We start from the raw sequence: 22,835 nt of genomic DNA on the forward strand, positions 1-22,835 counted from the left end.
GCGGCGTCCGCTACGCGACGGGCGGCGCGGCGACCGGCGCGTCGAGCCCGCCGCGGGGCAACCCGAGCAGCCCCTCGACCGCGTGCAGGGTGAGCTCGCCGCGGTGCGCGGTGTCGCCCCAGCGCACGAGCGCCTGCGCGTTGAGCCCGTCGATCATGCCGAGCACCTGCCACGCCACCCCCGAGGCATCCGTCGTCTCGAAGTCGCCCGACCCGACGCCTGCCTCGATGACGCCCTGGAGCACCGACTGCCAGGCATCCATCTGCTCGCGCACGACGCGGGCGAGGCTCTCGTTGCGCCGGCCGAGCGCCCAGGCCTCGACCCAGATCACGGTGACGTCGTCGCGGGTGCCGTCGAGCACGGTGCGGATGAGCGTGCCGAGCTGGGCGGGCGGCCCCTCGAGCGACGCGACGAGCGTCTCGACCTCGGCGATCTCCGACCCGACGACGGTCGCGAACGTGCTCGCGATGAGTGATTCCATGCTCGGGACGTAGTGGGCGACGAGCGCGGGAGCGACCCCGGCGCGTGCGGCGACGGCGCGCAGGGTCACCGCGGCGAGCCCCTCCTCGAGCGCGAGGTCGCGCGCGGCCACGACGATGTCGCGGGTGCGCTCGTCGGGCGACTTGCGGGCGGCTCGGGGTCGGGTCGGCGTTGACATGATCACCCATCATAGGTAATCTCGCAGCAGTATTGATCATTTGGTCAATAAAACCCCCGAACGCACGGGGGTCACGACGACGATCGCACCATCTCGAAGGGGAGACCACGCATGGCCTGGCGCATGCCGAGTGAGACCGCACCGCACGAGCGCACCTGGATGGCGTTCCCCCGAGAGGGCTTCACCCTCGGCGAGGAGGCCGCCGAGCGCGAGGCCGGCTACGCCGCCTGGACGGCGGTGGCGCACGCGGTCGCCGAGTTCGAGCCCGTCACGATGGTCGTCGACCCGACCGAGATCGAGCGCGCCCGCCGCATGCTGAGCGGCGACGTCGAGATCGTCGAGGCGCCCCTCGACGAGTTCTGGATGCGCGACTTCGGCCCGACGTTCGTCGTCGACGACGAGCGCCCCGGTGTGCTCGGTGCGGTCGACTGGACCTTCAACGGCTGGGGTGCCCCCGAGTGGGCCGAGTGGCGGAAGTCGGCCGAGATCGCCCGCGTCATCGCACCCCTCGTCGGTGCAGAGCTCGTGAGCTCCGTGCTCGTCAACGAGGGCGGCGGCATCCACGTCGACGGCGAGGGCACCGTGCTCGTCACCGAGACCGTGCAGCTCGACCCGCGCCGCAACCCGTACGCCGACAAGGCTCGCGTCGAGGCCGAGCTGGCCCGCACGATCGGTGCGACGAAGGTCGTCTGGCTGCCCCGCGGCCTCACCCGCGACTACGACGAGTTCGGCACGAACGGCCACGTCGACATCGTCGCGACGATCACCTCGCCCGGCAAGCTCCTGCTGCACGCGCAGCAGGACCCCGAGCACCCCGACTACGAGGTCACGCGCGAGCTGCGCGCCCTGCTCGCCGAGCAGACGGACGCCGCGGGCCGGCGCTTCGAGATCGTCGACATCCCCGCGCCCGCGACGCTGCGCGACGAGGAGGGCTTCGTCGACTACAGCTACGTCAACCACCTGGTCGTGAACGACGGCATCATCGCGTGCGGCTTCGGCGAGGAGGCTGCGGATGCCGCGGCTCGCGAGATCCTCGAGGCGGCCTACCCGGGCCGGCGTGCCGTGACCGTCGACTCGCGCGACATCTTCGCCCGCGGCGGCGGCATCCACTGCATCACCCAGCAGCAGCCGGTGGTCGGCCGATGAGCGGCGGGTCGTTCGACGTCGTCGAGGCCTCGATCGCCGAGCTGCGGGGTGCACTCGAGCGCGGCGAGACCACCTCGGTCGAGCTGCTCGACGCGTACCTCGCGCGCATCGCGGCGTACGACGCCCCCGGCACCGCGACGGCGCTCAACGCCCTCGTCGTCATGAACCCCGAGGCGCGGGCCGACGCGGCGGCCGCCGACGAGCGCCGCGCGCGTGGCGAGGTGCTCGGTCCGCTCGACGGGATCCCATACACCGCCAAGGACAGTTACCTCGCCCGTGGGCTGACCGCGGCCTCGGGGTCGCCCGCGTTCAAGGACCTCGTCGCGCAGCGCGACGCCTTCACGATCGAGCGCCTGCGCGCGGCGGGCGCCGTGCTCGTCGGGCTCACGAACATGCCCCCGATGGCGAACGGCGGCATGCAGCGCGGCGTCTACGGGCGCGCCGAGAGCCCGTACAACGCGGAGTTCCTCACGGCGGCCTTCGGCTCGGGCTCGTCGAACGGCTCGGGCACCGCGACGGCGGCGTCGTTCGCGGCGTTCGGGCTCGGCGAGGAGACCTGGTCGAGCGGCCGGGCGCCCGCGTCGAACAACGCGCTCTGCGCCTACACGCCCTCGCGCGGGGTGATCTCGACGCGTGGCAACTGGCCGCTCGTACCGACGATGGACGTCGTCGTGCCGCACACCCGCAGCATGGCCGACCTGCTCGAGGTGCTCGACGTCATCGTCGCCGACGACGCCGAGACGCGCGGCGACTTCTGGCGCGCGCAGCAGTGGGTGGCGCTCCCGGCGGCCTCGGAGGTCAGGCCCCCGTCGTACCCGGCGCTCCGGGTCACGGATGCCTCGGCCGGGCGTGCCGCGCTCGCCGGCAAGCGGTTCGGCGTGCCCAGGATGTACGTCAACGCCGACCCGCTCGCCGGCACCGGCGAGCAGGTGGGCATCGGCGGCCCCACGGGCCGACGCATCGAGACCCGTGCATCGGTCATCGCCCTCTGGGAGGCGGCGCGCCGCGACCTCGAGGCGGCCGGCGTCGAGGTCGTCGAGGTCGACTTCCCCGTCGTGTCGAACTACGAGGGCGACCGGCCGGGGGCCCCGACGATCGCGACGCGCGGGCTCGTCTCGCCCGAGTTCCTGCACCGCGAGATCATCGACCTGTCGGCGTGGGCGTGGGACGACTTCCTCGCGGCGAACGGCGACCCGAACCTCTCGACGCTCGCGGGCGTCGACGGCGCCTCGATCTTCCCGCACCCCGAGGGCGCCCTGCCCGATTGCTACGAGGGCTTCGACGACGACATCGCGACGTACCCGGCTCAGGTGCGCGAGCACCCCGTGTCGTCGGTCGCCGAGATCCCCGAGCTCGAGCAGGGGCTGCGCGGCCTCGAGGAGACCCGCCGCATCGACCTCGAGCAGTGGATGGACGGGCTCGGCCTCGACGCGGTCGTGTTCCCGGCCGCGGCCGACGTCGGCCCGGCCGACATGGACGTGAACGAGACCTCGGCCGACCTCGGCTGGCGCAACGGCGTGTGGGTGTCGAACGGCAACCTCGTGCCGCGCCACCTCGGCATCCCGACGGTGACCGTGCCGATGGGCACGATGGCCGACATCGGCATGCCGGTGGGCCTCACCTTCGCCGGACGCGCCTACGACGACACCGCGCTGCTCACGCTCGCCGCGGCCTTCGAGGCGACCGGCTCGCGCCGCACCGAGCCGCCGCGCACCCCGCGCCTCTGAGCGGGGCGCGGCACCCGGGCGGCGGTCGCCGCCCGGGTTAGTCTGACCGGATGGCGGTCAGTCGGAGCCGTGCGGCGGTCTACGCGCGTCGGCGCAAGCGTCGGATGGCGCAGCGCACGCACGACCTCAGCGACGAGCAGTGGGCGGCGCTCGTGGCGGAATGGCAGGGGTGCGCCTACTGCGGGGCGGGAGACCGGCCGTTGCAGCGAGACTGCGTGCAGCCGATCTCGCGCGGCGGCCGGTACACGCTCGGCAACGTCGTGCCCGCCTGCGGTTCGTGCAACGCGAGCAAGTCCAACGACGAGGTCACGTCGTGGCTGCGGCGCAAGAAGCTCGACGAGCGCGCCTTCCTCCTGCGGTACTCCGAGATCGGCGCGGCCCTGGCGCTTCGCTTCCCCGAGGGGGATGCCGCCGCGGAATGAGGCGTTCTGCGCAGACGCCCCGAAGCGAGTGAAGGACCGAGAACCGTCAGAGTTGACCGGAATCGCGATTAACTTACTATTCTGGCTCCGGCGGGCCGGCCGAGAAGGGTTCCCGGTCCAGGGCCCGGCCGGATGGGAGTCTGCAATGGCGCAGTACGACGTGGGTGGCCGTTCGGCCATCGTGACCGGGGCGGGCAGCGGCCTCGGCCGGGCGACCGCCCTCCTGCTGGCGGCGAACGGGGCATCGGTGCTCGTGAACGACGTCGACGCAGGCAGGGCCGACGCGGTCGTGGAGGAGATCCGGGCGGCCGGCGGCACCGCCGCGGCCTCGCCGGGCGATGCCTCCGACGCGGTCTGGATCGCCTCGTCGATCGAGCAGGCGAACGCGCTCGCTCCGCTCCGGATCGCGGTCGACAACGCCGGGATCGGCGGGGCGGCCGCCGCGATCGGCGACTATCCCGACGACAGCTGGCAGTCGGTCATCGAGCTCAACGTGAACGCCACCTTCCGCAATCTCAAGGCGCAGCTGCCGGCGATCGTGGCGAACGGCGGCGGCTCGATCGTGGTGATGAGCTCGGTGTTCGGCAGCGTCGGGTTCCCCGCGCAGTCGGCCTACGTGACCTCGAAGCACGCCCTCGTCGGCCTGACGAAGAGCGCCGCGGCCGAGTACGCGCCCCACGGCGTCCGCGTGAACGCCGTCGGCCCAGCCTTCATCAGGACCCCGATGCTCACCGCCCACGCCGACGACGCGCTCGTCGAGTTCCTCGTCACGAAGCACCCGATCGGCCGGCTCGGCGAGCCCGAGGAGGTCGCCGCACTCGTCGGGTTCCTGGCGAGCGATGCCGCGAGCTTCGTCACCGGCAGCTACCACGTCATCGACGGCGGCTACTCGGCGGTCTGACCCGGCTCACGACACGTCGAAGGCGACCTCGTGGAGCCCGGTCGCACCGTCGGGCACGACGCCCTGTTCGTCGGCCGTCTGCACCTCGCCGTCGGCCCCGATCGCGCGCACGCGGGCGGTGTGGGTGCCCGGCGAGGCATCCGGCCATTCGTAGCGCCACTGCACCCACGTGTCGTCGGAGATCGCGGTCGCGAGCGTGGCCGGACGCCACTCGCCGCCGTCGAGCTGCACCTCGACGGCGGCGACGCCGACGTGCTGGTGCCAGGCGACGCCCGCGAGCACGGCGGCGCCGGCATCGACGGGCTGCCCGCCGCGGGGCACGTCGATGCGCGACGAGAGCTTGATCGGGCCGCGGGCGCTCCAGCCGCGGTCGGTCCAGTAGGCGTTGACGGCGTCGAAGCGGGTCACCTCGAGCTCGACCACCCACTTCGTCGCCGAGACGTAGCCGTAGAGGCCCGGCACGACCATGCGCACCGGGAACCCGTGCTCGATCGGCAGCGGCTCGCCGTTCATGCCGACCGCGAGGATCGCCGCCCGGTCGTCCTGCAGCACCTCGAGCGGCGTCGACGCGGTGAAGCCGTCGACGCTGCGCGAGAGCACCATGTCGGCCTCGGCGAGCGGGCGGGCCCGGGCGAGCAGCTCGCGAATCGGATGCCCCAGCCACACCGCGTTGCCGATGAGGCTGCCGCCCACCTCGTTCGAGACGCACGCGAGGGTCGTGATGCTCTCGTCGAGGGGGAGGGCGAGCAGCTCGTCCCACGTGAGTTCGACCTCGCGCTCGACGAGCCCGTGGATGCGCAGGCGCCACTCGGAGGGGTCGACGAGCGGCACGGCGAGGGCGGTGTCGATGCGGTAGAACTCGGCGTTCGGGGTGATGACCGGCGTGAGCCCGTCGATGCCGAGCTCCGCACCCGCGGGGACCGAAGCGGTCGTCGCCGCGGCCGGAAGCCGGATCGCCTCGCGCACCGCAGAGAGCGCTCGGCCGCCGGCGCGCAGCGCCGAGCCCGCGACCGCGGCGAGCACGCCGATCGCCGCCGCTCCGCCCGCCCACGCGAGGAACCCGCGCCGCGTCGCACCGTCGGACGCAGTGACGACCGTCGCGCCGGCGCCGTCGCCGTCGCCGTCGCCGTCGCCGTCCTCGACGTCGGTCGAGGCGCGCGCGTCGACGGGCGCCTCGAGCCGACGCAACCGCCCCACGAGCACCCGAAGCGCGACCACCGCAGTGACCCCGGCGACGAGCGACGGTGCGACCGCGAGCATCGGCGCGTTCGCTCGCGTCGCCGCGGCCACTGCCCCGGCCACCGCGAACAGGCCGAGCACGACCTGCCCCCATGGCGGGCGGCGCAGCTCGAGCACCCCGGCGGCACCGGCGGCCACGAGCAGCACCACGCCGATGCCGATGAGCAGTGCCGGCTTGTCGCCGGTGCCGAAGAGCGCGATCGCGGTGTCCTTCGCCCACGGCGGCGCGAGGCCGATGAGGGCCGCGCCGATCACGACGAACGGGCCCGACTCGGGCGCGATGACCGCGGCGGTCAGCTCGCCGAGCCCCGCGCCGAAGGCGGCCGCGCCCGCGCCGGCGGCGGCCGGGAGCACCCAGGTCCTGCGGGAGCGCGTCTCGCCCATGCGTTCAGCGTACGCTCGGGTGGGTCTCGATACGCTCCGCTACTCGACCACCGAGTCGGTGTGCGCCCGCACGAACTCCGCGGTCGGGGCCGCGAGCCCCGCCCCGATCTCGGCGGCCGGGCGCTTCGCGCCCTTCACCTCGAAGGAGTGGTTGCCGCCCTCGATCCACTCGACGACGGCGTTCGGGCCGACCCGTTCGGCCACCTCGTCGAGCTGCTCGTTGGGGATCGCGAACGGGTCGCTGCGCCCCTGCAGGAACAGCATCGGCACGGTGATGCCGGGCAGGTGCTCGTCGCGGGGCTTCTCGGGCTTGCCCGGCGCGTGCAGCGGATAGCCGAGGAACACGAGCCCCGTGACCGCCATGCCCTCGGCGACCGCCATCGACGCCATGCGCCCGCCGAACGACTTGCCGGCCGCCCAGATCGGCGCACCCGCGCGCCCTTCGGCCGCGGCGCGCTCCGTCGCGACCGCGACGACCTCGCGCCAGGCGCCGATCGCGGCGGGCGGCCGGTCGGGGAACCTCCGCCCCGCCTCGCGGTAGGCGAAGTTGAAGCGCAGCGTCGCGAACCCGGCGTCGTTCAGCGCGCGCGTGTAACCCGACATGAAGGGATGCTCCATGCCCGCGCCCGCTCCATGGGCGACGACGATCGTGGCCTCGGCCGGGCTCGAGCCGGCCGCGCGCCCGGCGATCGCCGAGACGGGCCCGCCGTCGAGTTCGACGGTGAGGCGCTCCTCGAGCTCGGTCAGCACCTCGCTCACGACCCGAACGCCTCGAAGATGCCGCCGACGCCCTCGACGACCGAGCCGGCGCCGTCGACGAGATCGCCGAGTGCGGAGGTCAGCTCGACCACGTTGCCGACCGCGTCGATCGCCGTCGCGACGTCGGCGGTCACCTCGACGAGGTCGCCGAGGGTGTCGAGGTTCGTGTGCGAGAGGGTCTCGGCCTCGAGCTTCAGCTTGGCGATCCACTCGCGCTCGACGCCGAACAGCACGGCGTACGGCAGCAGGCGCTCGTTGAGGTGGAAGCGGGCGAGCGGTGCGGATGCCTCGCCGACGGCGTCGGCGAACGGCGCCGGCACCGAGGCGTCGGCCCGCAGTTCGGCGCCGCTCGGCGACTGCAGCGCACGGAGGCGATCGGCCTCGGCGACCTCGAGGTAGCGGCGCAGCCCCGCGAGGTGCTCGCGGATCGGCGTGGCCGCGGGCAGGAAGCGGCGCCACCAGGCCGGGGTGACGAAGATCGTCGCGATCGTCAGGGCGAGGGCGACGAGCGTCGCGACGAGCGCGGGCAGGTCGCCGCCGATCAGCGCGAAGACGATGAAGAGGCCCTCGACGAGCATGCCGAGGTACGCGAGCGAGGTCAGCGTCGTGCCCGGCCACGTCACCCGGCGCTCGGCGATGAGCCCGTCGCGGGCGAGGCCGTGCTCGGTGTTCAGGAGGAGGGTCTTCAGCCGGCCGGCCAGCGCGCGGCGGTCGGCCGAGAAGCGCCGCAGGCGCGTGCCGGTGTGCTCGGGGCCGAACAGCGTCTCGAGCAGCGCGGTCTCGTCGGCGGTGAGCACGACGCCGTCGGTGAGCTCGACGCCGATCGGCTCGCGCGTGCCGGGCGCGCCCGCGATGAGTCGCACCTTGCGCTTCACGGCGAGGTCGATGAGCGCGGCCGACGGCGCACGCCGGTCGGCGTCGACGAGGAGGGCGTCGCGGAAGACCGTGGACCCCCGAGGGGCCGTGTACTGCACGACCGGCGCGTTCACCCGCTGCGCCGCGACCACGCGCGCGACGAGCCCCAGCACCAGGATGACGCTGGCCGGCACGATGGCGAAGAGGACGACGGCGGTGAGCACGCGCCCAGTCTAGGGATGTCGGGGCGGGCGGTGTCGGACTCGCCCGCGCCGTGACACCCGATGTCGGAGGGGCGGCGTACCTTGGCTGCCATGACGAACCAGACGCAGAGCGAAGCCCCCATCGAGGTGCTCGACGAGCCGTGCCCGCGCTGCGGCTCGGGGTCGGTGCGCGCGATCGTCTACGGCCCGCTCGACCTCGCGGTCGAGGCCGAGTCGGTCGACGCGTTCCTCTCCGACGACGCCCCGATCTTCGACTGCCGCGAGTGCGGCTTCGAGTGGGGGCTGGCCGTCCGCGACCTGCTCGCCTGAGTCGACGAGAGTCGCCTCACCACCCCTCGGTCAGCACCCGGTCGAGCATCTCGACGAAGAAGTCGGCCGAGCCGGCCTCGATGCAGAGCGGCGGCTTCGTCTTCAGCACGTTCTGGTGGTCGCCCGTCGGCTGCATGACCACCCCGAGCTCGAGCAGCCGGTCGCAGATCGCGCGCGTCTCCTCGGTCGCAGGTTCGAGCGTCTCGTGGTCGCGCACGAACTCGACGCCGAGGTAGAGCCCGAGCCCGTGCACCGCCCCGATGAGCGGGTGACGAGTCGCGAGCTCCTCGAGGTCCTGCTTGAGCTGGCGTCCGATCTCGGCGGCGTGCCCCTGCAGCCCGTCCGCCGCGTAGGCGTCGAGCACCGCGAGCCCGGCGACCGACGAGGCCGGGCTGCCGCCCGTCGACGAGAAGAAGTACCCCTGGCTGCGGAACGTCGCGGCGATCTCGCGGGTCGTGATGACCGCGCCGAGCGGGTGTCCGTTGCCCATCGCCTTCGCCACCGCGACGACGTCGGGCACCACGCCCTGCTGCTCGAAGCCCCAGAACCAGTCGCCGAGCCGGCCGTACCCGGCCTGCACCTCGTCGGCGATCGCGAGCCCGCCGGCCTCGCGCACCGCGGCGTACACCTCGGCGAGGTAGCCGTCGGGCAGCGGGATGCCTCCGGCGTTGCCGTAGAACGTCTCGGCGATGAACGCGGCCGGCGGCCGGCCCGCGGCGGCGAGCTCGCGGATGCGTGCGGCGGCCTCGGGCGCGTAGCGCGTGGCATCCGACCCGCGATACCTGCCGCGGAACGAGTTCGGCGCCTCGACCGCGTGCACCCAGTCGGGGCGGGTCTCGAGCGCGTTCGGGTTGTCGGCGGTCGAGGTCGACACCGCGTCGGACGCGTACGTCCACCCGTGGTACGCCTCGAGCACGCTCACCACGTCGCGCCGGCCCGTCGCGGCGAGCGCCACGCGGATCGCGAGGTCGGTGGCCTCCGAACCCGAGTTCACGAGGAACACGGTGTCGAGCGGCTCGGGCACGAGACCTGCGAGGCGCTCGCTGAACTCGACGACGGCCTCGTAGTTGAACCGCGAGTTGGTGTTGAGCCGGCGGAGCTGGCGGTTCACCGCGGCGGCGACGCCGAGGTGGCCGTGCCCGAGCGGCGTGACGTTGTTCACCATGTCGAGGTAGACGCGCCCGCCGGTGTCGGCGAGGTGCTCGCGCCAGCCGCGCTCGACCTGCGGCGGGGCGTCGTAGTAGTGCTCCTGCACCTCGGCGAAGGCCGCGCTGCGGCGGTCGAGGAGCGCCTTCCCTCCGGCGGTCGAGGCGCGAGCGCCGGCGATCGTCTCGGCGCCCGCGCCCGCGCCCGCGCCCGCACCCGCGTCCGCCTCGAGCTCCAGCATCGGCGCGGGGTCGAGGGTCACCGCGAGCCATCCCGCCGCGTACTCGGGGCGCACGAGGTGGGGCGCGCCGGCCCGGCCGAGGCGCGCCCTGATGCGCGTGCGCGCCGGCACGATCCAGACGCCGTCGGCGTCCTGCGCTGCGCCGTCGATCTCGAGATGCTCGGATGCCTCGAGTCGCTGCGTCTCGGCGTACCAGACGTCGACGCCGATCGGCACGGTCGCGGGCGAGACGGGGGCGAGCGTACGGCTCGCGGTGAGCCGGGGCGCCCCGCGCGGCAGCCAGGCGGCCGGTGCCCCCGCGTCGAGCGCGTCGAGCGCGAGCCGCTCCTCGAGCGCCTCGCCGTCCTGCCACGCGCCGCCGTCGACCGCGTCGGCGAACACCGAGACGTCGAGCCGCAGGGGGTCGCCGCTCGACGCTCCCGGTGACGGTGTCGACGATGCCGTGGTGGCGGAGCGCTCCGCGCCGGAGGCGAGGCCGAGCGCGTCGGCGATCACCGCGGTCATCACGTCGGCGGGCACCGAGCACGCCTGCTCGAAGATGCGCCACTCGCGGTCGAGCCCGGCCGCGGCGTAGGCGTTCGCGCCGCCGTCGAGCTGCACCTGGTGCTCGCCGCTGACGACGAGCACGGCGCCGCGCAGCACGACGAGCGGCCACAGCGCGGCGACCTCGCTCGCCGAGAGCGGGCGCAGCTCGTGGAAGGCCCGCACCGCGGGCAGCACCGAGGCGGGTTCGGCGCCCGCGTGGTGCAGCACCGAGGAGATCGTGATGGCGAGCTCGGCGACCGCCCAGCTGCGGGTCACGTCGCCGAAGTCGATCATGCCGTCGGGCAGGCGCCGACCGCCCTCGGCCCGGCACACCACGTTGTCGTCGGTGAGGTCGAGGTGCACCGCCTGCTGCGGAAGCTCGTCGGCGAGACCGGCGACCGTCGCCCAGGCCGACTCGGCGGCCGCGACGAGCCGTTCGCGCCGTGCGGGGTCGGGATGGTGCGGGGCGAGCAGCGCGACGACGCGGTCGGCGAAGCGGGGGTCCCACTGCAGCACCCGCTCGAGGCCCGGGTGCTCGAGCCCGGCGAGGGCGAGGCTCGACTTCGCCGCGAGCTCGCCCAGGCGGGCGACGGCCGCCGGTGCGAGGTGCGCGTCGCCCGTGAGGGTTCCGCCGTCGAGGAAGCTCAGGAGCCGCATCGCGAGCGGGCCCTCGCTCGTCTCGGCGACGATCGAGCGGGGGCCGGGGCGGGGGCCGGTGCCGGCGACGGTGCCGTCGCCGTCCGTGCTCGTCGTCGTGGCGACGCGCAGCTCGGGCCACGCGGCGGCGATGCGCTCGGCCGCGGCGTCCTGCGCGGCGAGCTCCGTCGCGGTGAACGCGGGGTTCGTGATCTTCACGACCCCGAGCGGCAGCGCCGCCGCGTCACGGGCGCGCGCGACGAAGTTCTGGTCCTGCTGGCTGCCGAGCGGTTCGAGCACGACGTCGAGACCCCACTCCGCGGCGACGATCGCCGTCACCTCGTCCGTGGAGAGGTTCGGTGCGGGCAGCTCGCCGACGGCGAAGAAGTCGAACCCGGGCGCGACTGTGCTCATGTCCGGAAGCGTACGCGAGGTGCCCGGCCGGCGCGGCCCGAGGGCGGCGCCGGCCGGGCGAGGCGCGGCCTAGGCCGCCGACCGCGTCCAGACGACGGCGGCGATGACGCGACGGTTCTCGTCGGCGCACTGCAGGAGCCCGAGCTTCACGAAGATCGATCGGACGTGCGACTCGACGGTTCGTTCCGACACGCACAGCGTCGTCGCGATCGCCGTGTTCGACGCGCCCGTGGCGAGGGCGCGCAGCACGGTCGTCTCGCCGGCGCTGAGAGCGGCGAGGTCGGGGACCCTGGCGTCGATCCAGTCGAATTCGGTCCGCTCGGGTCGGGGTTGGAGAAGCAGCCGCAATTTCGCCTCCTCATCAGACGCGGCGTTCCGGGACAAGGCACATCCGTCGGGGCGACGGGGTACGGGGAGCCGGCCTGTCACGGTGCTCGGGGTCAGTCTGCACCTCCGGGGGCACGGCGGTGAGCCCCAATCCGGGGGGAGGCCGGACGGGGCCGCCGGGGAGCCGCGCACGGCGACTCCGGCCCGGCTACTCGTCGTCGACCAGCTCGCCGCGGATGCGGCGGAGGTCCTCCATGAGCGAGCCGACGAGGATCCAGTGGCCCGAGCGGGGCGGGGCGATGACGAGCGGCGCGGTGAGCGCCGGCACCACCGAGGTCAGCGGCTCGGGCTCGGGCTCGATGTCGGCGAGGTGCACCGCGAGCCGCACGTCGTGGGCGGCCCGGCGCAGCTGCTCGGCGATCGCCTGCACCGTCGGCTCCTCGGCGAGGGCGTCGTCGTAGTGGTCGAAGAAGGCGCGCGTCATGCCGATCACCTGGGTCACGATCGGGCTCAGGCGCTCGATGAGCGTGCGCATCTCGGCGAGGTCGGTGCGGTGCGCCGAGCGCCTGGGGTTCAGGGTGAGCGACTCCTCGCCGGCGGCGATGGCCGCGTCCGCGGCATCCCGCATCGGCCGCATGAGGCGCGCCTCGAGCATGAGCTGCTGCAGCTTCGCGGGCGACTGCGGCTTCTCGAGGGCGCTCGCGAGCCGGTCGAGGGATGCCGCGAGCTCGCCCCCGAGCAGCGCCAGGTCGCGGCGGGCCGGGGCGACCGCGACGGGCGGCACGATGAGGGTGTTCACGACGATGCCGATCAGCGCGCCGATGAGGGTCTCGAGCACCCGGTCGATGGCGTACTCGGGCGAGGACGCGCCGAGCGCGAGCACGAGCATCGCGCTGATCGCGACCTGGTTCGACGTGCCGGGCGTCATCTTCAGCGCCCACGCGACGAGCATCGCGACGACGATCGCGACGAGGATGATCGCGCTGTTCTGCCCGAACGCGAGCGAGATGCCCGTCGCGATGAGCACGCCGAGGATGACGCCGATCGACCGCTCGATCGCCTTGCCGAACGACTGGTTGACGCTCGGCTGCACGACGAGCAGTGCGGCGATCGCCGCGAACACGGGCAGCTGCCCGGGGATCAGCCAGCCGGCGACGAGCCACGCGGTGATCGTGGCGACCGCGGCCTTCGCGACCTGCAGGATGGGCACGCGCTTGGCCGCCCGGAAGGTCGAGGTGATCCCCATGGGATCCATTGTCGCGCTACTGCGGAAGCGTGCGCGGGTCGCCCTCGCCGTGCTCGGGGATGTCGGGATCGTCGCCGCTCGCCAGCGGGTCGTGGTCGACCACCGCGTCGACGTCGTCGGTCGGCACGTTGTCGGGCAGTGCGTTCTCGGCCGACAGCGCGCGGACCGAGGCCCGACGCGGCGACCCCGTGGCATCCGCGTGCAGGCCGAGCCGCCGGCGGAGGCCGCGCACCCACGCCGGCGTGGCCGCGACGATGCCGCGCTCGAGCGGTTCCTCGACCTCGAGCCCGTAGTACTCGCCGATGTGGTCGATGAACTGCGCCCGCTCGGCCTTGGCGTACGCACGCCGCTCGCGGGTGAACGCGATGATCGTCGACCAGCAGATGAGCAGCATCACGACGCTGAACGGCAGGGCGATGATGATCGCCGCGGTCTGCAGGGCCTTCAGCCCGCCCGAGAGCAGCAGTGCGATCGCGAGCGCCGCGGTGATCGCGGTGAAGAAGGTGCGGATCCAGCGCTTCGGGTTGAGCTGGCCGCCGGTGGCGATCATGCCCATCACGAGGGCGCCCGAGTCGGCCGAGGTGACGAAGAAGATGCCGATGAGGAGGATCACGCCGACCGTGAGCGCCTGGCTTCCGGGGAAGTGCTGCAGCAGCTGGAAGAGCGCCGCCTCGACGTTCACCGAGCCGTCGGACTGCGTGAGCGCGCCCGGTTCGGCCATCTCGATCGCGAGCGCCGAGCCGCCGAGCACGGAGAACCAGAGGATGCCGAGCAGGGTCGGCACGAGGATGACGCCCGTCACGAACTGCCGCACCGTGCGCCCCTTCGAGACGCGGGCGATGAAGATGCCGACGAACGGCGCCCACGAGATCCACCAGCCCCAGTAGAAGGAGGTCCAGCTCGCCTGCCACTCCTCGCCCGCCGCACCCTGGAAGGCGCTCACGTTGAACGACAGGCCGATGAAGCCCTGCAGGTAGTTGCCGATCGACTGCACGAACTCGCGCAGCAGGAACTCGGTCGAGCCGAACACGAGCAGGTACAGCACGAGCAGGCCCGCGAGCACGAGGTTCGCCGTCGACAGCCACTTCATGCCCTTGGTCACGCCCGAGAGCACCGACATGAGCACGAACACCGAGATCACGAGGATGAGCACGACCTCGGTGACCTCGTTGGGTTCGAGGATGCCGGCGAAGTCGAGCCCTGCACTGATCTGCAGCACGCCGAGGCCGAGCGAGGTGGCGACGCCGAAGAGGGTGCCGACGAGGGCGATCACGTCGATCGCGTGCCCCCAGCCGCCCTCGACGCGCTTGCCGAGGATGGGCTCGAGGGTCCAGCGGATCGAGATCGGCCGCCGGCGGCGATGGATCGCGTAGGCGAGCGCGAGCCCGATCACGACGTAGATCGACCAGGCGTGCACGCCCCAGTGCAGGTAGGTCTGGCTGAGCGCGGCCTGCGCGAGCTCGGGCGGGGTGCCCTCGACGCCGGGCCTGGGGGAGACGTAGTGGCTGAGGGGTTCGCTCACCCCGTAGAAGACGAGGCCGATGCCCATGCCGGCGGCGAACAGCAGCGAGAACCAGGCGAGCAGCGAGAACTCGGGCTCGTCGTCGTCGCGGCCGAGGCGGATGTCGCCGAATCGGCTGAAGCCGACGAACAGGCTGAACGCGACGAAGAACGCGGCGATGAGCACGTAGTACCAGTTGAAGGCGTTGACGATGCCCGACTGGATCGCGCCGAACATCGCCTCGGCCGCCTTCGGCGCGACGAGTGCGAACGCGACGAAGGCGACGATGACGATCGCGGCCGGCCAGAAGACCCAGCGCTGCACCGGCGGGAGGGATCGCCTCGCCGGGGGAGGCGTCTCGAAATCGCTGATCGGACGGTCGTTCGGTTCGCCGCTCATCGTCCCACGCTATCGAGGATGCCGGTCGTCCGTGCCAAGATCGCGGTGTGGCCGACCGACTGATGCTCCTCGACACCGCCTCGCTCTACTTCCGCGCGTATCACGAGTCGCACGGATTCGAGGAGGGACGCTCGCTGTGAGCGATGAGCCAGGACTGCCGGACCGCACTCGCGAGACCGAGTTTCGGCCGATGACCCCGCGTGAACGAGCGGTTCTGGATTTGATGCTCTCGGTCGACTTCCCCGGAGTCGGGTGGCTTCGAAGGCAGAGCGAGTCTGTGCTTGCCGCAATGCGGTGCCCTTGCGGATGCCCGTCCGTCGATTTTGCGCACCCGCCAACGACGTCGGGCATGGAGATCCGCGTGAACGCGGAGGTTCAGAGTTCGGATGACGGTCTGTTTCTCTTCACCCGTGACGGATGGCTCGGCGGCATCGAGTGGGTCGGCTACTCCGATGAGCCTCCCAGAGAGCTTCCCGACCCAGCGCTTCTTCGCGTCGAGTTGGCATCCTGGCCTCCCCGGCTGACGCGATGACACCGCCGCGGTTACGCTGACGACATGGCATCCCGCCCCGAGAAGTTGCTGTTACTCGACACCGCCTCGCTGTACTTCCGCGCCTTCTACGGCGTGCCCGACTCGCTGAAGCGCGCCGACGGCACCCCCGTCAACGCGGTGCGGGGCCTGCTCGACATGATCGCGAAGCTCGTCACCGAGTTCGAGCCCACGGAGCTCGTCGCCTGCTGGGACGACGACTGGCGCCCGGGGTGGCGGGTCGCCCTCATCCCGAGCTACAAGGGGCACCGGGTCGAACGGGCGGTGCCCGGCGGCGTCGACGTCGAGGAGACCCCGCCCGGGCTCGTGCGCCAGATCCCCCTCATCCGCGAAGTGCTCGGACTCCTCGGGGTGCCGATCGTGGGCGCGCCCGAGCACGAGGCCGACGACGTGATCGGCACCCTCGCGACGGGAGCGGGCCGGCCCGTCGACGTCGTCACGGGCGACCGCGACCTCTTCCAGCTCGTCGACGACGAGGCATCCGTTCGCGTGATCTACACGGCGCGCGGCATGTCGAAGCTCGAGCTCGTGACCGACGCCGTCGTGGTCGGCAAGTACGGGGTGCTGCCGCAGCAGTACGCCGACTTCGCGGCGCTGCGCGGCGACTCCTCCGACGGGCTGCCGGGCGTCGCGGGCGTCGGCGAGAAGACGGCCTCGGGGCTGATCCAGCAGTTCGTCGACCTCGACGGCATCATCGAGGCGGCATCGGATGCCTCGGCGCCGATGTCGGCGGGCGTGCGCGCGAAGCTCGCGGCGGCCGCCGACTACCTCGCCGTCGCGCCGCGGGTCGTCGAGGTCGTGCGCGACCTCGAGCTGCCCGAGGTCGATGCGCACCTGCACCCGGTGACGGGCGGGCGCCGGGCCGTGCTCGAGGGGCTCGTCGACGAGTGGAACCTCGGCGGCTCGGTCGCACGCGTGCTCGCGGCGCTCGACGCGGTGGAGTAGCGCGTCTCGGGGTCCCGGGCCGGTCGAGGAGCGCGGAGGCGTCTCGAGACCGCCTCCGCCGCCGATCGAGGAGCGCGAAGCGCGGAGCGGACCGCCGCCGTCGAACCGCCTCGGAGGAGTACTTCCAGCCCGGGTGTGGTCGTGTGGCCATGTGGTCGAGGGTGGTGTGGTCATGTGGTCGCGACCACACCCGGTGGGCACGGCACCTCCGCTCCGGCGCCTACCTCGCGTCGGTGAGCGTCGTCACCCGAGCGCCGTCACTCCGACGGGCGCCTGTCCGGGCGGCAACCAGTACGCCGGCGCCGGCAGTTCGACACCGCTCGACGCGAGCCAGATGACGAGGAACGCGTAGGCGGCGACGAGCACCGCGAGCCCGCCGAGCGTGACCGCTGTGCGCACGACCCATGAGCTGCGCACGCCCGATCGCCGGTAGCGCGGCATCGCCATCGCCGCCACCCAGATCGCGGCGCACCCGAAGCCCGCGATCCACACGGTGCGCAGCGCCTGGCCCTCGAGCGGCGCGAACAGGGCGATGACGAGCGCGCCCGCGCCGAGCACGAGGCCGGTCCACGCGAAGAAGCGGGCGAAGCCGAGGCCGCCGATGTCGTCCTCGCCGGTCCACCAGGGGCGCGTGGGGTCGCTCATGCTCCGATCGTAGGGGCACCGAGTGCCCGGCAGTCGTGCATCGTGCCCCTGATGCTGCGAAGCTCGATCCCGTGACGAACGATCTCGAGCCCACCGCAGACCGCACCGCCGATGCCGCCGCGATGCTGCCGGTCGACGGTACCGCCGGGGCCCTCGCGGGCCGCGTCTTCGACCCCGTCGCGGGCGGGCCGAGCGTCGTCGCGATCCGCGACGAGGGTGTCGTCGACGTAAGCGCCCGGTTCGCCACGATGCGCGCGCTCACCGAGTCGCCCGATCCCGCCGCCGCGCTCGCCGCGGCCGACGGTCCCGTGCTCGGCAGCCTCGCCGAGATCGTCGCGAACACCCCCGACGATGTGCGCGACCCCGCCCGCCCGTGGCTGCTCTCGCCGATCGACCTGCACGTGGTGAAGGCGGCCGGTGTCACCTTCCCGGTGTCGATGATCGAGCGCATCATCGAGGAGCGCGCCCGCGGCGCCGCGGATTCCGCCGCCGACGTGCGCGACGAGGTGCTCGCGATCCTCGGCGGCTCCCTCGAGGACCTCGTGCCGGGCTCACCCGAGGCAGCGGCGCTCAAGGCGCTGCTCATCGAGCAGGGCCTGTGGAGCCAGTATCTCGAGGTCGGCATCGGTCCCGACGCCGAGGTGTTCACGAAGGCGCCGGTGCTCTCGACCGTCGGCTCGGGCTCGCACGTCGGAGTGCTGTCCACGTCGGCGTGGAACAACCCCGAACCCGAGCTCGTGCTCGTCGTCGCCTCCGACGGGCGCATCGTCGGTGCGACCCTCGGCAACGACGTGAACCTGCGCGACATCGAGGGCCGCTCGGCGCTGCTGCTCGGCAAGGCGAAGGACAACAACGCCTCGGCCGCGGTCGGCCCGTTCATCAGGTTCTTCGACAGCGGCTATTCGCTGGACGACGTGCGCAGCGCGGTCGTCACGCTCGAGGTCGAGGGCGCCGACGGGTTCCGACTCGAGGCGACGAGCCCGCTCGAGCGCATCAGCCGCGACCCCGCCGACCTCGTGGCGCAGACCATCGGCGCCCACCACGGCTACCCCGACGGCTTCGTGCTCTACCTCGGCACGCTGTTCGCGCCCGTCCAGGACCGCGGCGGGGCCGGTCACGGGTTCACCCACGAGGTCGACGACGTCGTCACGATCCGCGAGCCTCGGCTCGGTGCGCTCGTCAACCGGGTGCGCCACAGCGAGACGGTCGCGCCGTGGACCTTCGGCATCGACGAGCTCTACCGGGGCCTCGCCCGGCGCGGTCTGCTCTGACCTCAGTCCGCGGGAGCCGGCGCTGCGGAAGGACGCGATCGACCGAGCAGCGCCCGGCCGACCAGCCCGACTCCGGCGACGCAGACCGCGACCACGAGCGGGGGCACGACGAGGGCGGGGTCGGTGAGCGCCATCCCGAAGACACGCCGGGCGTAGTCGAGCATCTCGGCGGGCTCGCGGGCGAGCACCCGGGTGCCTGCCGCGGCCGACACGGCCGTGATCAGCGCCGGGCCGACCCAGAGGATCACGAGGCTCGCGAGCGCGCCGATCGCCCGACCGACCGTTCCGATGCCGGCCCAGGCGATGGCCGCTCCGACGAGGACCGCGGGCACCCAGCGCACCGCCGTCCAGAGCCACTCGGGTTCGCCGGTGAAGACGGGTTGGGGCGCGAGCAGGAGGTGCAGCCACCCCGAGACGAGCACGGCGGCGGTCGCGAGCCCGACCACCGCGCCCGCACGCGGCGTCCTGGCGATGAGCCACAGCACGAGCATGGCGATGACGAGCGCGAGCAGCGCGACGGCGAGCACGGCCGCGAGGTAGAAGGTGGACCAGTCGTCGTCGCGCAGGCCCGCGCCGACGACGGTCGCGGTCTGCACGATCGCGACCACGTCGACGAGGAGCACGCCGGAGAAGAGCAGGGCGAAGCCGCCGCGCGGGGTGCGGTCGCGCAGCGCGCGGGCGGCGATGCCCGCGGCGGCCGCGCCGACGACGAGCAGCGAGGCGATGGTCGACAGCCGGTACTGGCTGAACGGCAGCAGCACGAGCGGCATGTCGTCGGGCATGGTGTCGCTCGCCCAGAGGTTCTGCAACGGCAGCCGCATCCCCGTGACGAGCCACGGAAGCAGCCCGACGACGGCCGCGGCGACGCCGATGAGGACGAACGGCCAGCGGGGGAGCGTCGTCGACGGCGGTGCGGATGCCTCGCGGACGTCGGAGTCCGTGGGCTCCGAGTCGGGCGTGGCGGGCGTGCTCGTGGACGGTTGCATGGCACCTCGTCGATCGATCGGGGCGGCCGTCGTCGGCCGACCCGCCCCACCCTACGCCCGGCCGCCGACGCAGAAGGGGTCCGCGGCGTGCGCCGCGGACCCCTTCAGATGCAACGGCGCGTCAGGCGCGGTCGCGGGCGACGCGACGGGTCATGCCGAAGGCGATGCCGCCGAGGGCGAGCAGTGCGAGCGCCGCGAGCAGCGACCCGCCCGCGTCGAGGCCCGTCTCGGCGAGGCCGTCGGTCTTCGCCGGGGTCGAGCCCTCGGCCGCGGGTGCGGCGGGCGTCTCGGCGCCGGGCTCCTCGGCGCCGGGCTCCTCCGAGCCGTCGGCCACGATCGTGATGCCGGTGCTCGCCACCTCGGTGTCGCCCTGCAGCACGACCACCTCGTGGTCTCCGGCCGGGGTCGACTCGCCGATGACGGCCTCGAGCGCGAAGTCGCCCTCGCCGTCGGTCGTGACGGTGCCGAGCGCCTGCGGCGTCGAGTGCAGCTCGACGTCGTACTCGGTGTTCGGCTCGAAGCCGTCGCCGGTCACGGTGATGGCGCCGCCGGCGACGAAGTCGCCCGAGACGCTCAGGGTGCCGACCGCCGGGTCGACCGGTCCGCCCGGGTTCTCGACGCAGTCGGTCGACACCGTCGCCGAGGCGAGCACGAGGTCGCCGTGGGCGGGGCCGGTGCGCACGACGACCGTGTGCTCGCCCGAGTCCTCGGCGAAGGTGTACGACTCCGCCGCGGTGGCGTCCTCGGCCGGGGCGAAGAAGTCCACCGCCGTGCCGTCGACGTACACGACGACCGAGACGGTGGCGTTGATCGCGTCGGCCGCGCGTGCGACGTTGGCGACGTCGACCGCGGCGACGCCGCAGGAGGTCTCGATCACGGCGGAGGGGTTCGCCGCGCCGAGGGCGCACGCCGGCGAGGTGCCGGTGAACACGCCGTCGGCCGCGCCGTCGAACGAGTCGACGGTCACGGTGTACGCCTGCTCGGTGTACTTGTCGAGCGCGAAGCTCTGCGCGAAGGCCTCGCCGAACGCGGCGCCGTCGACGACGAGCTCGCCGTCGATCTCGACCGAGACGGTGTTCGGGGTCGGGTTCGCCGGCACGGCGGGGGTGACCTCGACCGTCTCGGTGACGGCGGCCTGCGCCTCGACCTCGACGTGCTTCTGGGTGTTGCCGGTCGACCACCAGGTCTCCCAGTCGTAGATCTGGTGGTGGCCGCCGTCCTTGTGCGCCCAGCGGTACACGTCGTGGAAGACGGGCTTCCAGCCGTCGAGCTTCATGCGGGTGGTCTTGTACTCGTGGTCGGTGTGGCTCACCTCGGCGACGGCCGGCGTGACGACGCGCTCCTCGGTCACCGCGGGGGCGCCGGGGTCGGTCGCGTAGCCGCTGAGGTCGAGGTCGAGCGAGATGCAGTTCGCGGCGATCGTGGGCGTCGCGGTCGGCGTCGCCGCGGCGGGCGCGACCGCACCGGCGAGGGCGAGGCCGGCGCCGAGCACGGCGACGGCGAGCACGGAGAAGGGACGTTTCATGGCAGGGTCCTTCGACAGGCCGAACGGGTCGGCGAGAAGACGGTCGACGCGGCGGAATCGGGATGCACGGCGGCGGACCGGAACGGGTTTCGAGCGAGTCTAGGGTCGGCTCTGCGCCCGGGGAACGCGGAAACGGACTTTGTCCCCCGCATTGGGGGACATCGCGGCTGAGTGGCCGAAACCTTGCGAGTCATGGCATTCTGGCCGAATGCCTCGTCGTCACCATCGCGTCGCCGTGCTCGTCCTGCCCGGGGCGAAGCCGCTCGACGTCGGCATCCCCGCGCAGGTGTTCTCGACCCGGGCGAGCATGCCGTACGAGGTGCGCGTCTGCGGCGCCGCACCCGGCCTCGTGACGGGCGGCGACGGACTCTCGTACCACGTGGCCGACGGGCTCGACGCGCTCGCGTGGGCCGAGACGATCTTCATCCCCGGCTACCGCAGGCCCGACCTCGACGACCCGCCCGCCGCGGTGGTGGAGGCGCTGCGCGCGGCCCACGCGCGCGGCGCCCGGCTCGCCGCGATCTCGACGGGGGCGTTCGCGCTCGCCGCGACGGGGCTGCTCGACGGCCGCCGGGCCACGACGCACTGGCACTACACGCGGGAGCTCGCCACGAGGCATCCGCTCGTGAACGTCGACGCCAACGTGCTCTTCGTCGACGAGGGATCGGTGCTGACGAGTGCCGGCGCCGCCTCGGGCCTCGACCTCTGCCTGCACCTCGTGCGCCGCGACCACGGCGTCGCCGTCGCGAACCACGCGGCGCGGCGCCTCGTGGCCGCGCCGTACCGCTCGGGCGGCCAGGCCCAGTTCGTGCCGCGCAGCCTGCCGCCCGAGCTCGGTGCGGTGTTCGCCGACACCCGCGAGTGGGCGCTGCGCCGACTCGACGAGCCGCTCACCCTCGACGCGCTCGCACGGCACGCGAACGTCTCGGCGCGCACCTTCTCGCGCCGCTTCGTCGACGACACCGGGTACACGCCGATGCAGTGGGTGCTGCGCGCCCGCGTCGACATGGCGCGCGAGCTGCTCGAGCGCAGCGAGCTCGGCATCGACCAGATCGCGGCGCGCGCGGGCCTCGGCACGGGCGCGAACCTTCGGCTGCACTTCAAGCGGATCCTCGGCACCTCGCCGAGCGACTACCGCGAGACGTTCGCACGCGGCGAGTAGCTCTCGACGGGCGCAGCGTGCGGCCGCTTCGGGCGGCCGTCCGGTCACGCCAGGTCGAGCACCGTCCACACGATCTCGCCGGCCTCCGCCTCGACCACCGTGCGGTCGCGCCGGAACCCGAGCTTGTCGAGCACCCGGAACGAGGGCGCGTTCCAGCTGCCCACGGTCGCCCACAGCCGGTGCCGGCCGGTCGCCCGGGCCGCCTCGACGACGGCGGCGGCCGCCTCGGTGGCGTAGCCGCAGCCGTGCGCGCTGCGCAGCAGCTCGTAGGCGATCTCGGGCTCGCCGATCGTCGACCGCCCGATGACGAGGCCGCAGTACCCGAGGAAGTCGTCGGTGCCTCGCGGGTGCATCGCGAGCAGGTGGATGCCTCGACCCGGCGCGGTCTCGCGCGCCCCGCGGATGTCGTCGAGCGCGGCGTCGAGGCTCATCGGCTCGCCGTCGGGCTCGGGCCTGCCGCTCGTGCGCGAGGCGTGGTCGCCCTCGCGCTCGGAGACGAGCCGGCGGTAGCCCTCGGCGTCGGACTCCTGCCAGAGCCGGAGGCTCAGGCGCTCGGTCTCGAGGGCGAACGGCAGCGGCGCGTAGGGCATGCGCCCACGATATCGGCGGCACCGGCCGACCTTGGCGAGATCCTTTCGAGCACTGGCTTGCGTGCCACTCGCGCGCGAGGCATCCCGGGGCGAGAGTGGAAC

At 73.2% G+C, this 22,835-nt stretch carries 20 protein-coding genes; 8 read left to right on the top strand and 12 right to left on the bottom strand.

Features of this window, described 5'->3' with window-relative positions; translation table 11 throughout:
* Positions 1 to 10: 10 nt before the first annotated feature.
* The gene (locus ACFVSL_RS18050) at positions 11 to 658 is read right to left on the bottom strand and encodes a TetR/AcrR family transcriptional regulator (RefSeq protein WP_386942367.1); all 648 of its coding nucleotides are present in this window, start codon (positions 656 to 658) and stop codon (positions 11 to 13) included.
* Positions 659 to 769: 111 nt separating this feature from the next.
* On the opposite strand from ACFVSL_RS18050, the gene ACFVSL_RS18055 reads away from it, so the two are divergent.
* The 4 genes from ACFVSL_RS18055 (at position 770) to ACFVSL_RS18070 (ending at position 4,854) form a co-directional block, all read left to right on the top strand.
* Complete coding sequence (locus ACFVSL_RS18055; protein WP_386942368.1) at positions 770 to 1,804, top strand: agmatine/peptidylarginine deiminase; 1,035 nt, start codon at positions 770 to 772, stop codon at positions 1,802 to 1,804.
* Positions 1,801 to 3,531: an amidase gene (locus ACFVSL_RS18060; RefSeq protein ID WP_386942369.1), complete on the top strand. Its 1,731-nt coding sequence runs from the start codon at positions 1,801 to 1,803 to the stop codon at positions 3,529 to 3,531. Before ACFVSL_RS18055 ends, ACFVSL_RS18060 begins: the two co-directional genes overlap by 4 nt.
* A gap of 50 nt (positions 3,532 to 3,581) precedes the next feature.
* Positions 3,582 to 3,953 carry an HNH endonuclease gene (locus ACFVSL_RS18065; RefSeq protein WP_386942370.1) on the top strand — a complete coding sequence of 124 codons (372 nt, stop codon included), beginning with the start codon at positions 3,582 to 3,584 and terminating at the stop codon, positions 3,951 to 3,953.
* Positions 3,954 to 4,098: 145 nt separating this feature from the next.
* Entirely contained in the window at positions 4,099 to 4,854 is a 756-nt protein-coding gene (locus ACFVSL_RS18070; RefSeq protein ID WP_386942371.1) for an SDR family NAD(P)-dependent oxidoreductase, read from the top strand.
* A 6-nt stretch (positions 4,855 to 4,860) separates the two neighbouring features.
* Here ACFVSL_RS18070 and ACFVSL_RS18075 read toward each other — a convergent pair whose 3' ends face one another.
* The 3 genes from ACFVSL_RS18075 to ACFVSL_RS18085 are packed head-to-tail and all read right to left on the bottom strand — an operon-like array spanning position 4,861 to position 8,315.
* Positions 4,861 to 6,477, bottom strand: a complete 1,617-nt coding sequence (locus ACFVSL_RS18075) for a molybdopterin-dependent oxidoreductase (protein WP_386942372.1) — start codon at positions 6,475 to 6,477, stop codon at positions 4,861 to 4,863.
* A 39-nt stretch (positions 6,478 to 6,516) separates the two neighbouring features.
* Positions 6,517 to 7,236 carry an alpha/beta family hydrolase gene (locus ACFVSL_RS18080; RefSeq protein ID WP_386942373.1) on the bottom strand — a complete coding sequence of 240 codons (720 nt, stop codon included), beginning with the start codon at positions 7,234 to 7,236 and terminating at the stop codon, positions 6,517 to 6,519.
* Positions 7,233 to 8,315, bottom strand: coding sequence for a hypothetical protein (locus ACFVSL_RS18085; protein ID WP_386942374.1), 1,083 nt, complete (start codon positions 8,313 to 8,315; stop codon positions 7,233 to 7,235). The genes ACFVSL_RS18080 and ACFVSL_RS18085 overlap by 4 nt, the downstream gene beginning before the upstream one ends.
* 90 nt (positions 8,316 to 8,405) lie before the next feature.
* Between ACFVSL_RS18085 and ACFVSL_RS18090 the strand changes: the two genes are divergently transcribed.
* Positions 8,406 to 8,624 carry a hypothetical protein gene (locus ACFVSL_RS18090; protein ID WP_386942375.1) on the top strand — a complete coding sequence of 73 codons (219 nt, stop codon included), beginning with the start codon at positions 8,406 to 8,408 and terminating at the stop codon, positions 8,622 to 8,624.
* A gap of 16 nt (positions 8,625 to 8,640) precedes the next feature.
* Here ACFVSL_RS18090 and ACFVSL_RS18095 read toward each other — a convergent pair whose 3' ends face one another.
* The 4 genes from ACFVSL_RS18095 to ACFVSL_RS18110 all read right to left on the bottom strand — a co-directional run bounded on the left by ACFVSL_RS18095 (position 8,641) and on the right by ACFVSL_RS18110 (position 15,059).
* Positions 8,641 to 11,586, bottom strand: a complete 2,946-nt coding sequence (locus ACFVSL_RS18095) for an aminotransferase class III-fold pyridoxal phosphate-dependent enzyme (protein ID WP_386942376.1) — start codon at positions 11,584 to 11,586, stop codon at positions 8,641 to 8,643.
* A gap of 69 nt (positions 11,587 to 11,655) precedes the next feature.
* The gene (locus ACFVSL_RS18100; protein WP_386942377.1) at positions 11,656 to 11,934 is read right to left on the bottom strand and encodes a response regulator transcription factor; all 279 of its coding nucleotides are present in this window, start codon (positions 11,932 to 11,934) and stop codon (positions 11,656 to 11,658) included.
* 187 nt (positions 11,935 to 12,121) lie between these two features.
* On the bottom strand, positions 12,122 to 13,159 hold the full coding sequence (locus tag ACFVSL_RS18105; RefSeq protein ID WP_386942378.1) for an aromatic acid exporter family protein: 1,038 nt from the start codon (positions 13,157 to 13,159) through the stop codon (positions 12,122 to 12,124).
* Between the two features lie 16 nt (positions 13,160 to 13,175).
* Positions 13,176 to 15,059, bottom strand: a complete 1,884-nt coding sequence (locus ACFVSL_RS18110) for a BCCT family transporter (protein ID WP_386942379.1) — start codon at positions 15,057 to 15,059, stop codon at positions 13,176 to 13,178.
* A gap of 556 nt (positions 15,060 to 15,615) precedes the next feature.
* On the opposite strand from ACFVSL_RS18110, the gene ACFVSL_RS18115 reads away from it, so the two are divergent.
* Positions 15,616 to 16,554, top strand: a complete 939-nt coding sequence (locus tag ACFVSL_RS18115) for a 5'-3' exonuclease H3TH domain-containing protein (RefSeq protein WP_386942380.1) — start codon at positions 15,616 to 15,618, stop codon at positions 16,552 to 16,554.
* Positions 16,555 to 16,797: 243 nt separating this feature from the next.
* Here ACFVSL_RS18115 and ACFVSL_RS18120 read toward each other — a convergent pair whose 3' ends face one another.
* The gene (locus ACFVSL_RS18120; RefSeq protein ID WP_386942381.1) at positions 16,798 to 17,199 is read right to left on the bottom strand and encodes a hypothetical protein; all 402 of its coding nucleotides are present in this window, start codon (positions 17,197 to 17,199) and stop codon (positions 16,798 to 16,800) included.
* 71 nt (positions 17,200 to 17,270) lie between these two features.
* Between ACFVSL_RS18120 and ACFVSL_RS18125 the strand changes: the two genes are divergently transcribed.
* Positions 17,271 to 18,470 (top strand): fumarylacetoacetate hydrolase family protein, encoded by a 1,200-nt coding sequence (locus ACFVSL_RS18125; RefSeq protein ID WP_386942382.1) that lies wholly within the window; start codon positions 17,271 to 17,273, stop codon positions 18,468 to 18,470.
* Positions 18,471 to 18,472: 2 nt separating this feature from the next.
* Here ACFVSL_RS18125 and ACFVSL_RS18130 read toward each other — a convergent pair whose 3' ends face one another.
* Both ACFVSL_RS18130 and ACFVSL_RS18135 read right to left on the bottom strand, forming a co-directional pair.
* The gene (locus ACFVSL_RS18130; RefSeq protein ID WP_386942383.1) at positions 18,473 to 19,456 is read right to left on the bottom strand and encodes a hypothetical protein; all 984 of its coding nucleotides are present in this window, start codon (positions 19,454 to 19,456) and stop codon (positions 18,473 to 18,475) included.
* 121 nt (positions 19,457 to 19,577) lie between these two features.
* Positions 19,578 to 20,981 (bottom strand): hypothetical protein, encoded by a 1,404-nt coding sequence (locus tag ACFVSL_RS18135; RefSeq protein WP_386942384.1) that lies wholly within the window; start codon positions 20,979 to 20,981, stop codon positions 19,578 to 19,580.
* Positions 20,982 to 21,189: 208 nt separating this feature from the next.
* Between ACFVSL_RS18135 and ACFVSL_RS18140 the strand changes: the two genes are divergently transcribed.
* The gene (locus ACFVSL_RS18140) at positions 21,190 to 22,143 is read left to right on the top strand and encodes a GlxA family transcriptional regulator (protein ID WP_386942385.1); all 954 of its coding nucleotides are present in this window, start codon (positions 21,190 to 21,192) and stop codon (positions 22,141 to 22,143) included.
* A gap of 44 nt (positions 22,144 to 22,187) precedes the next feature.
* On the opposite strand, the gene ACFVSL_RS18145 is transcribed toward ACFVSL_RS18140, so the two are convergent.
* The gene (locus ACFVSL_RS18145) at positions 22,188 to 22,733 is read right to left on the bottom strand and encodes a GNAT family N-acetyltransferase (RefSeq protein WP_386942387.1); all 546 of its coding nucleotides are present in this window, start codon (positions 22,731 to 22,733) and stop codon (positions 22,188 to 22,190) included.
* Positions 22,734 to 22,835 lie beyond the last annotated feature (102 nt).

Source organism: Agromyces sp. NPDC058064, assembly GCF_042885275.1.
Classification (GTDB): Bacteria; Actinomycetota; Actinomycetes; order Actinomycetales; family Microbacteriaceae; genus Agromyces.

Coding starts and splice junctions, on each gene's coding strand:
- ACFVSL_RS18050 (WP_386942367.1), bottom strand. CDS start 658: ATGTCAACGCCGACCCGACCCCGAGCCGCCCGCAAGTCGCCCGACGAG.
- ACFVSL_RS18055 (WP_386942368.1), top strand. CDS start 770: ATGGCCTGGCGCATGCCGAGTGAGACCGCACCGCACGAGCGCACCTGG.
- ACFVSL_RS18060 (WP_386942369.1), top strand. CDS start 1,801: ATGAGCGGCGGGTCGTTCGACGTCGTCGAGGCCTCGATCGCCGAGCTG.
- ACFVSL_RS18065 (WP_386942370.1), top strand. CDS start 3,582: ATGGCGGTCAGTCGGAGCCGTGCGGCGGTCTACGCGCGTCGGCGCAAG.
- ACFVSL_RS18070 (WP_386942371.1), top strand. CDS start 4,099: ATGGCGCAGTACGACGTGGGTGGCCGTTCGGCCATCGTGACCGGGGCG.
- ACFVSL_RS18075 (WP_386942372.1), bottom strand. CDS start 6,477: ATGGGCGAGACGCGCTCCCGCAGGACCTGGGTGCTCCCGGCCGCCGCC.
- ACFVSL_RS18090 (WP_386942375.1), top strand. CDS start 8,406: ATGACGAACCAGACGCAGAGCGAAGCCCCCATCGAGGTGCTCGACGAG.
- ACFVSL_RS18095 (WP_386942376.1), bottom strand. CDS start 11,586: ATGAGCACAGTCGCGCCCGGGTTCGACTTCTTCGCCGTCGGCGAGCTG.
- ACFVSL_RS18105 (WP_386942378.1), bottom strand. CDS start 13,159: ATGGGGATCACCTCGACCTTCCGGGCGGCCAAGCGCGTGCCCATCCTG.
- ACFVSL_RS18110 (WP_386942379.1), bottom strand. CDS start 15,059: ATGAGCGGCGAACCGAACGACCGTCCGATCAGCGATTTCGAGACGCCT.
- ACFVSL_RS18115 (WP_386942380.1), top strand. CDS start 15,616: ATGGCATCCCGCCCCGAGAAGTTGCTGTTACTCGACACCGCCTCGCTG.
- ACFVSL_RS18120 (WP_386942381.1), bottom strand. CDS start 17,199: ATGAGCGACCCCACGCGCCCCTGGTGGACCGGCGAGGACGACATCGGC.
- ACFVSL_RS18130 (WP_386942383.1), bottom strand. CDS start 19,456: ATGCAACCGTCCACGAGCACGCCCGCCACGCCCGACTCGGAGCCCACG.
- ACFVSL_RS18135 (WP_386942384.1), bottom strand. CDS start 20,981: ATGAAACGTCCCTTCTCCGTGCTCGCCGTCGCCGTGCTCGGCGCCGGC.
- ACFVSL_RS18140 (WP_386942385.1), top strand. CDS start 21,190: ATGCCTCGTCGTCACCATCGCGTCGCCGTGCTCGTCCTGCCCGGGGCG.
- ACFVSL_RS18145 (WP_386942387.1), bottom strand. CDS start 22,733: ATGCCCTACGCGCCGCTGCCGTTCGCCCTCGAGACCGAGCGCCTGAGC.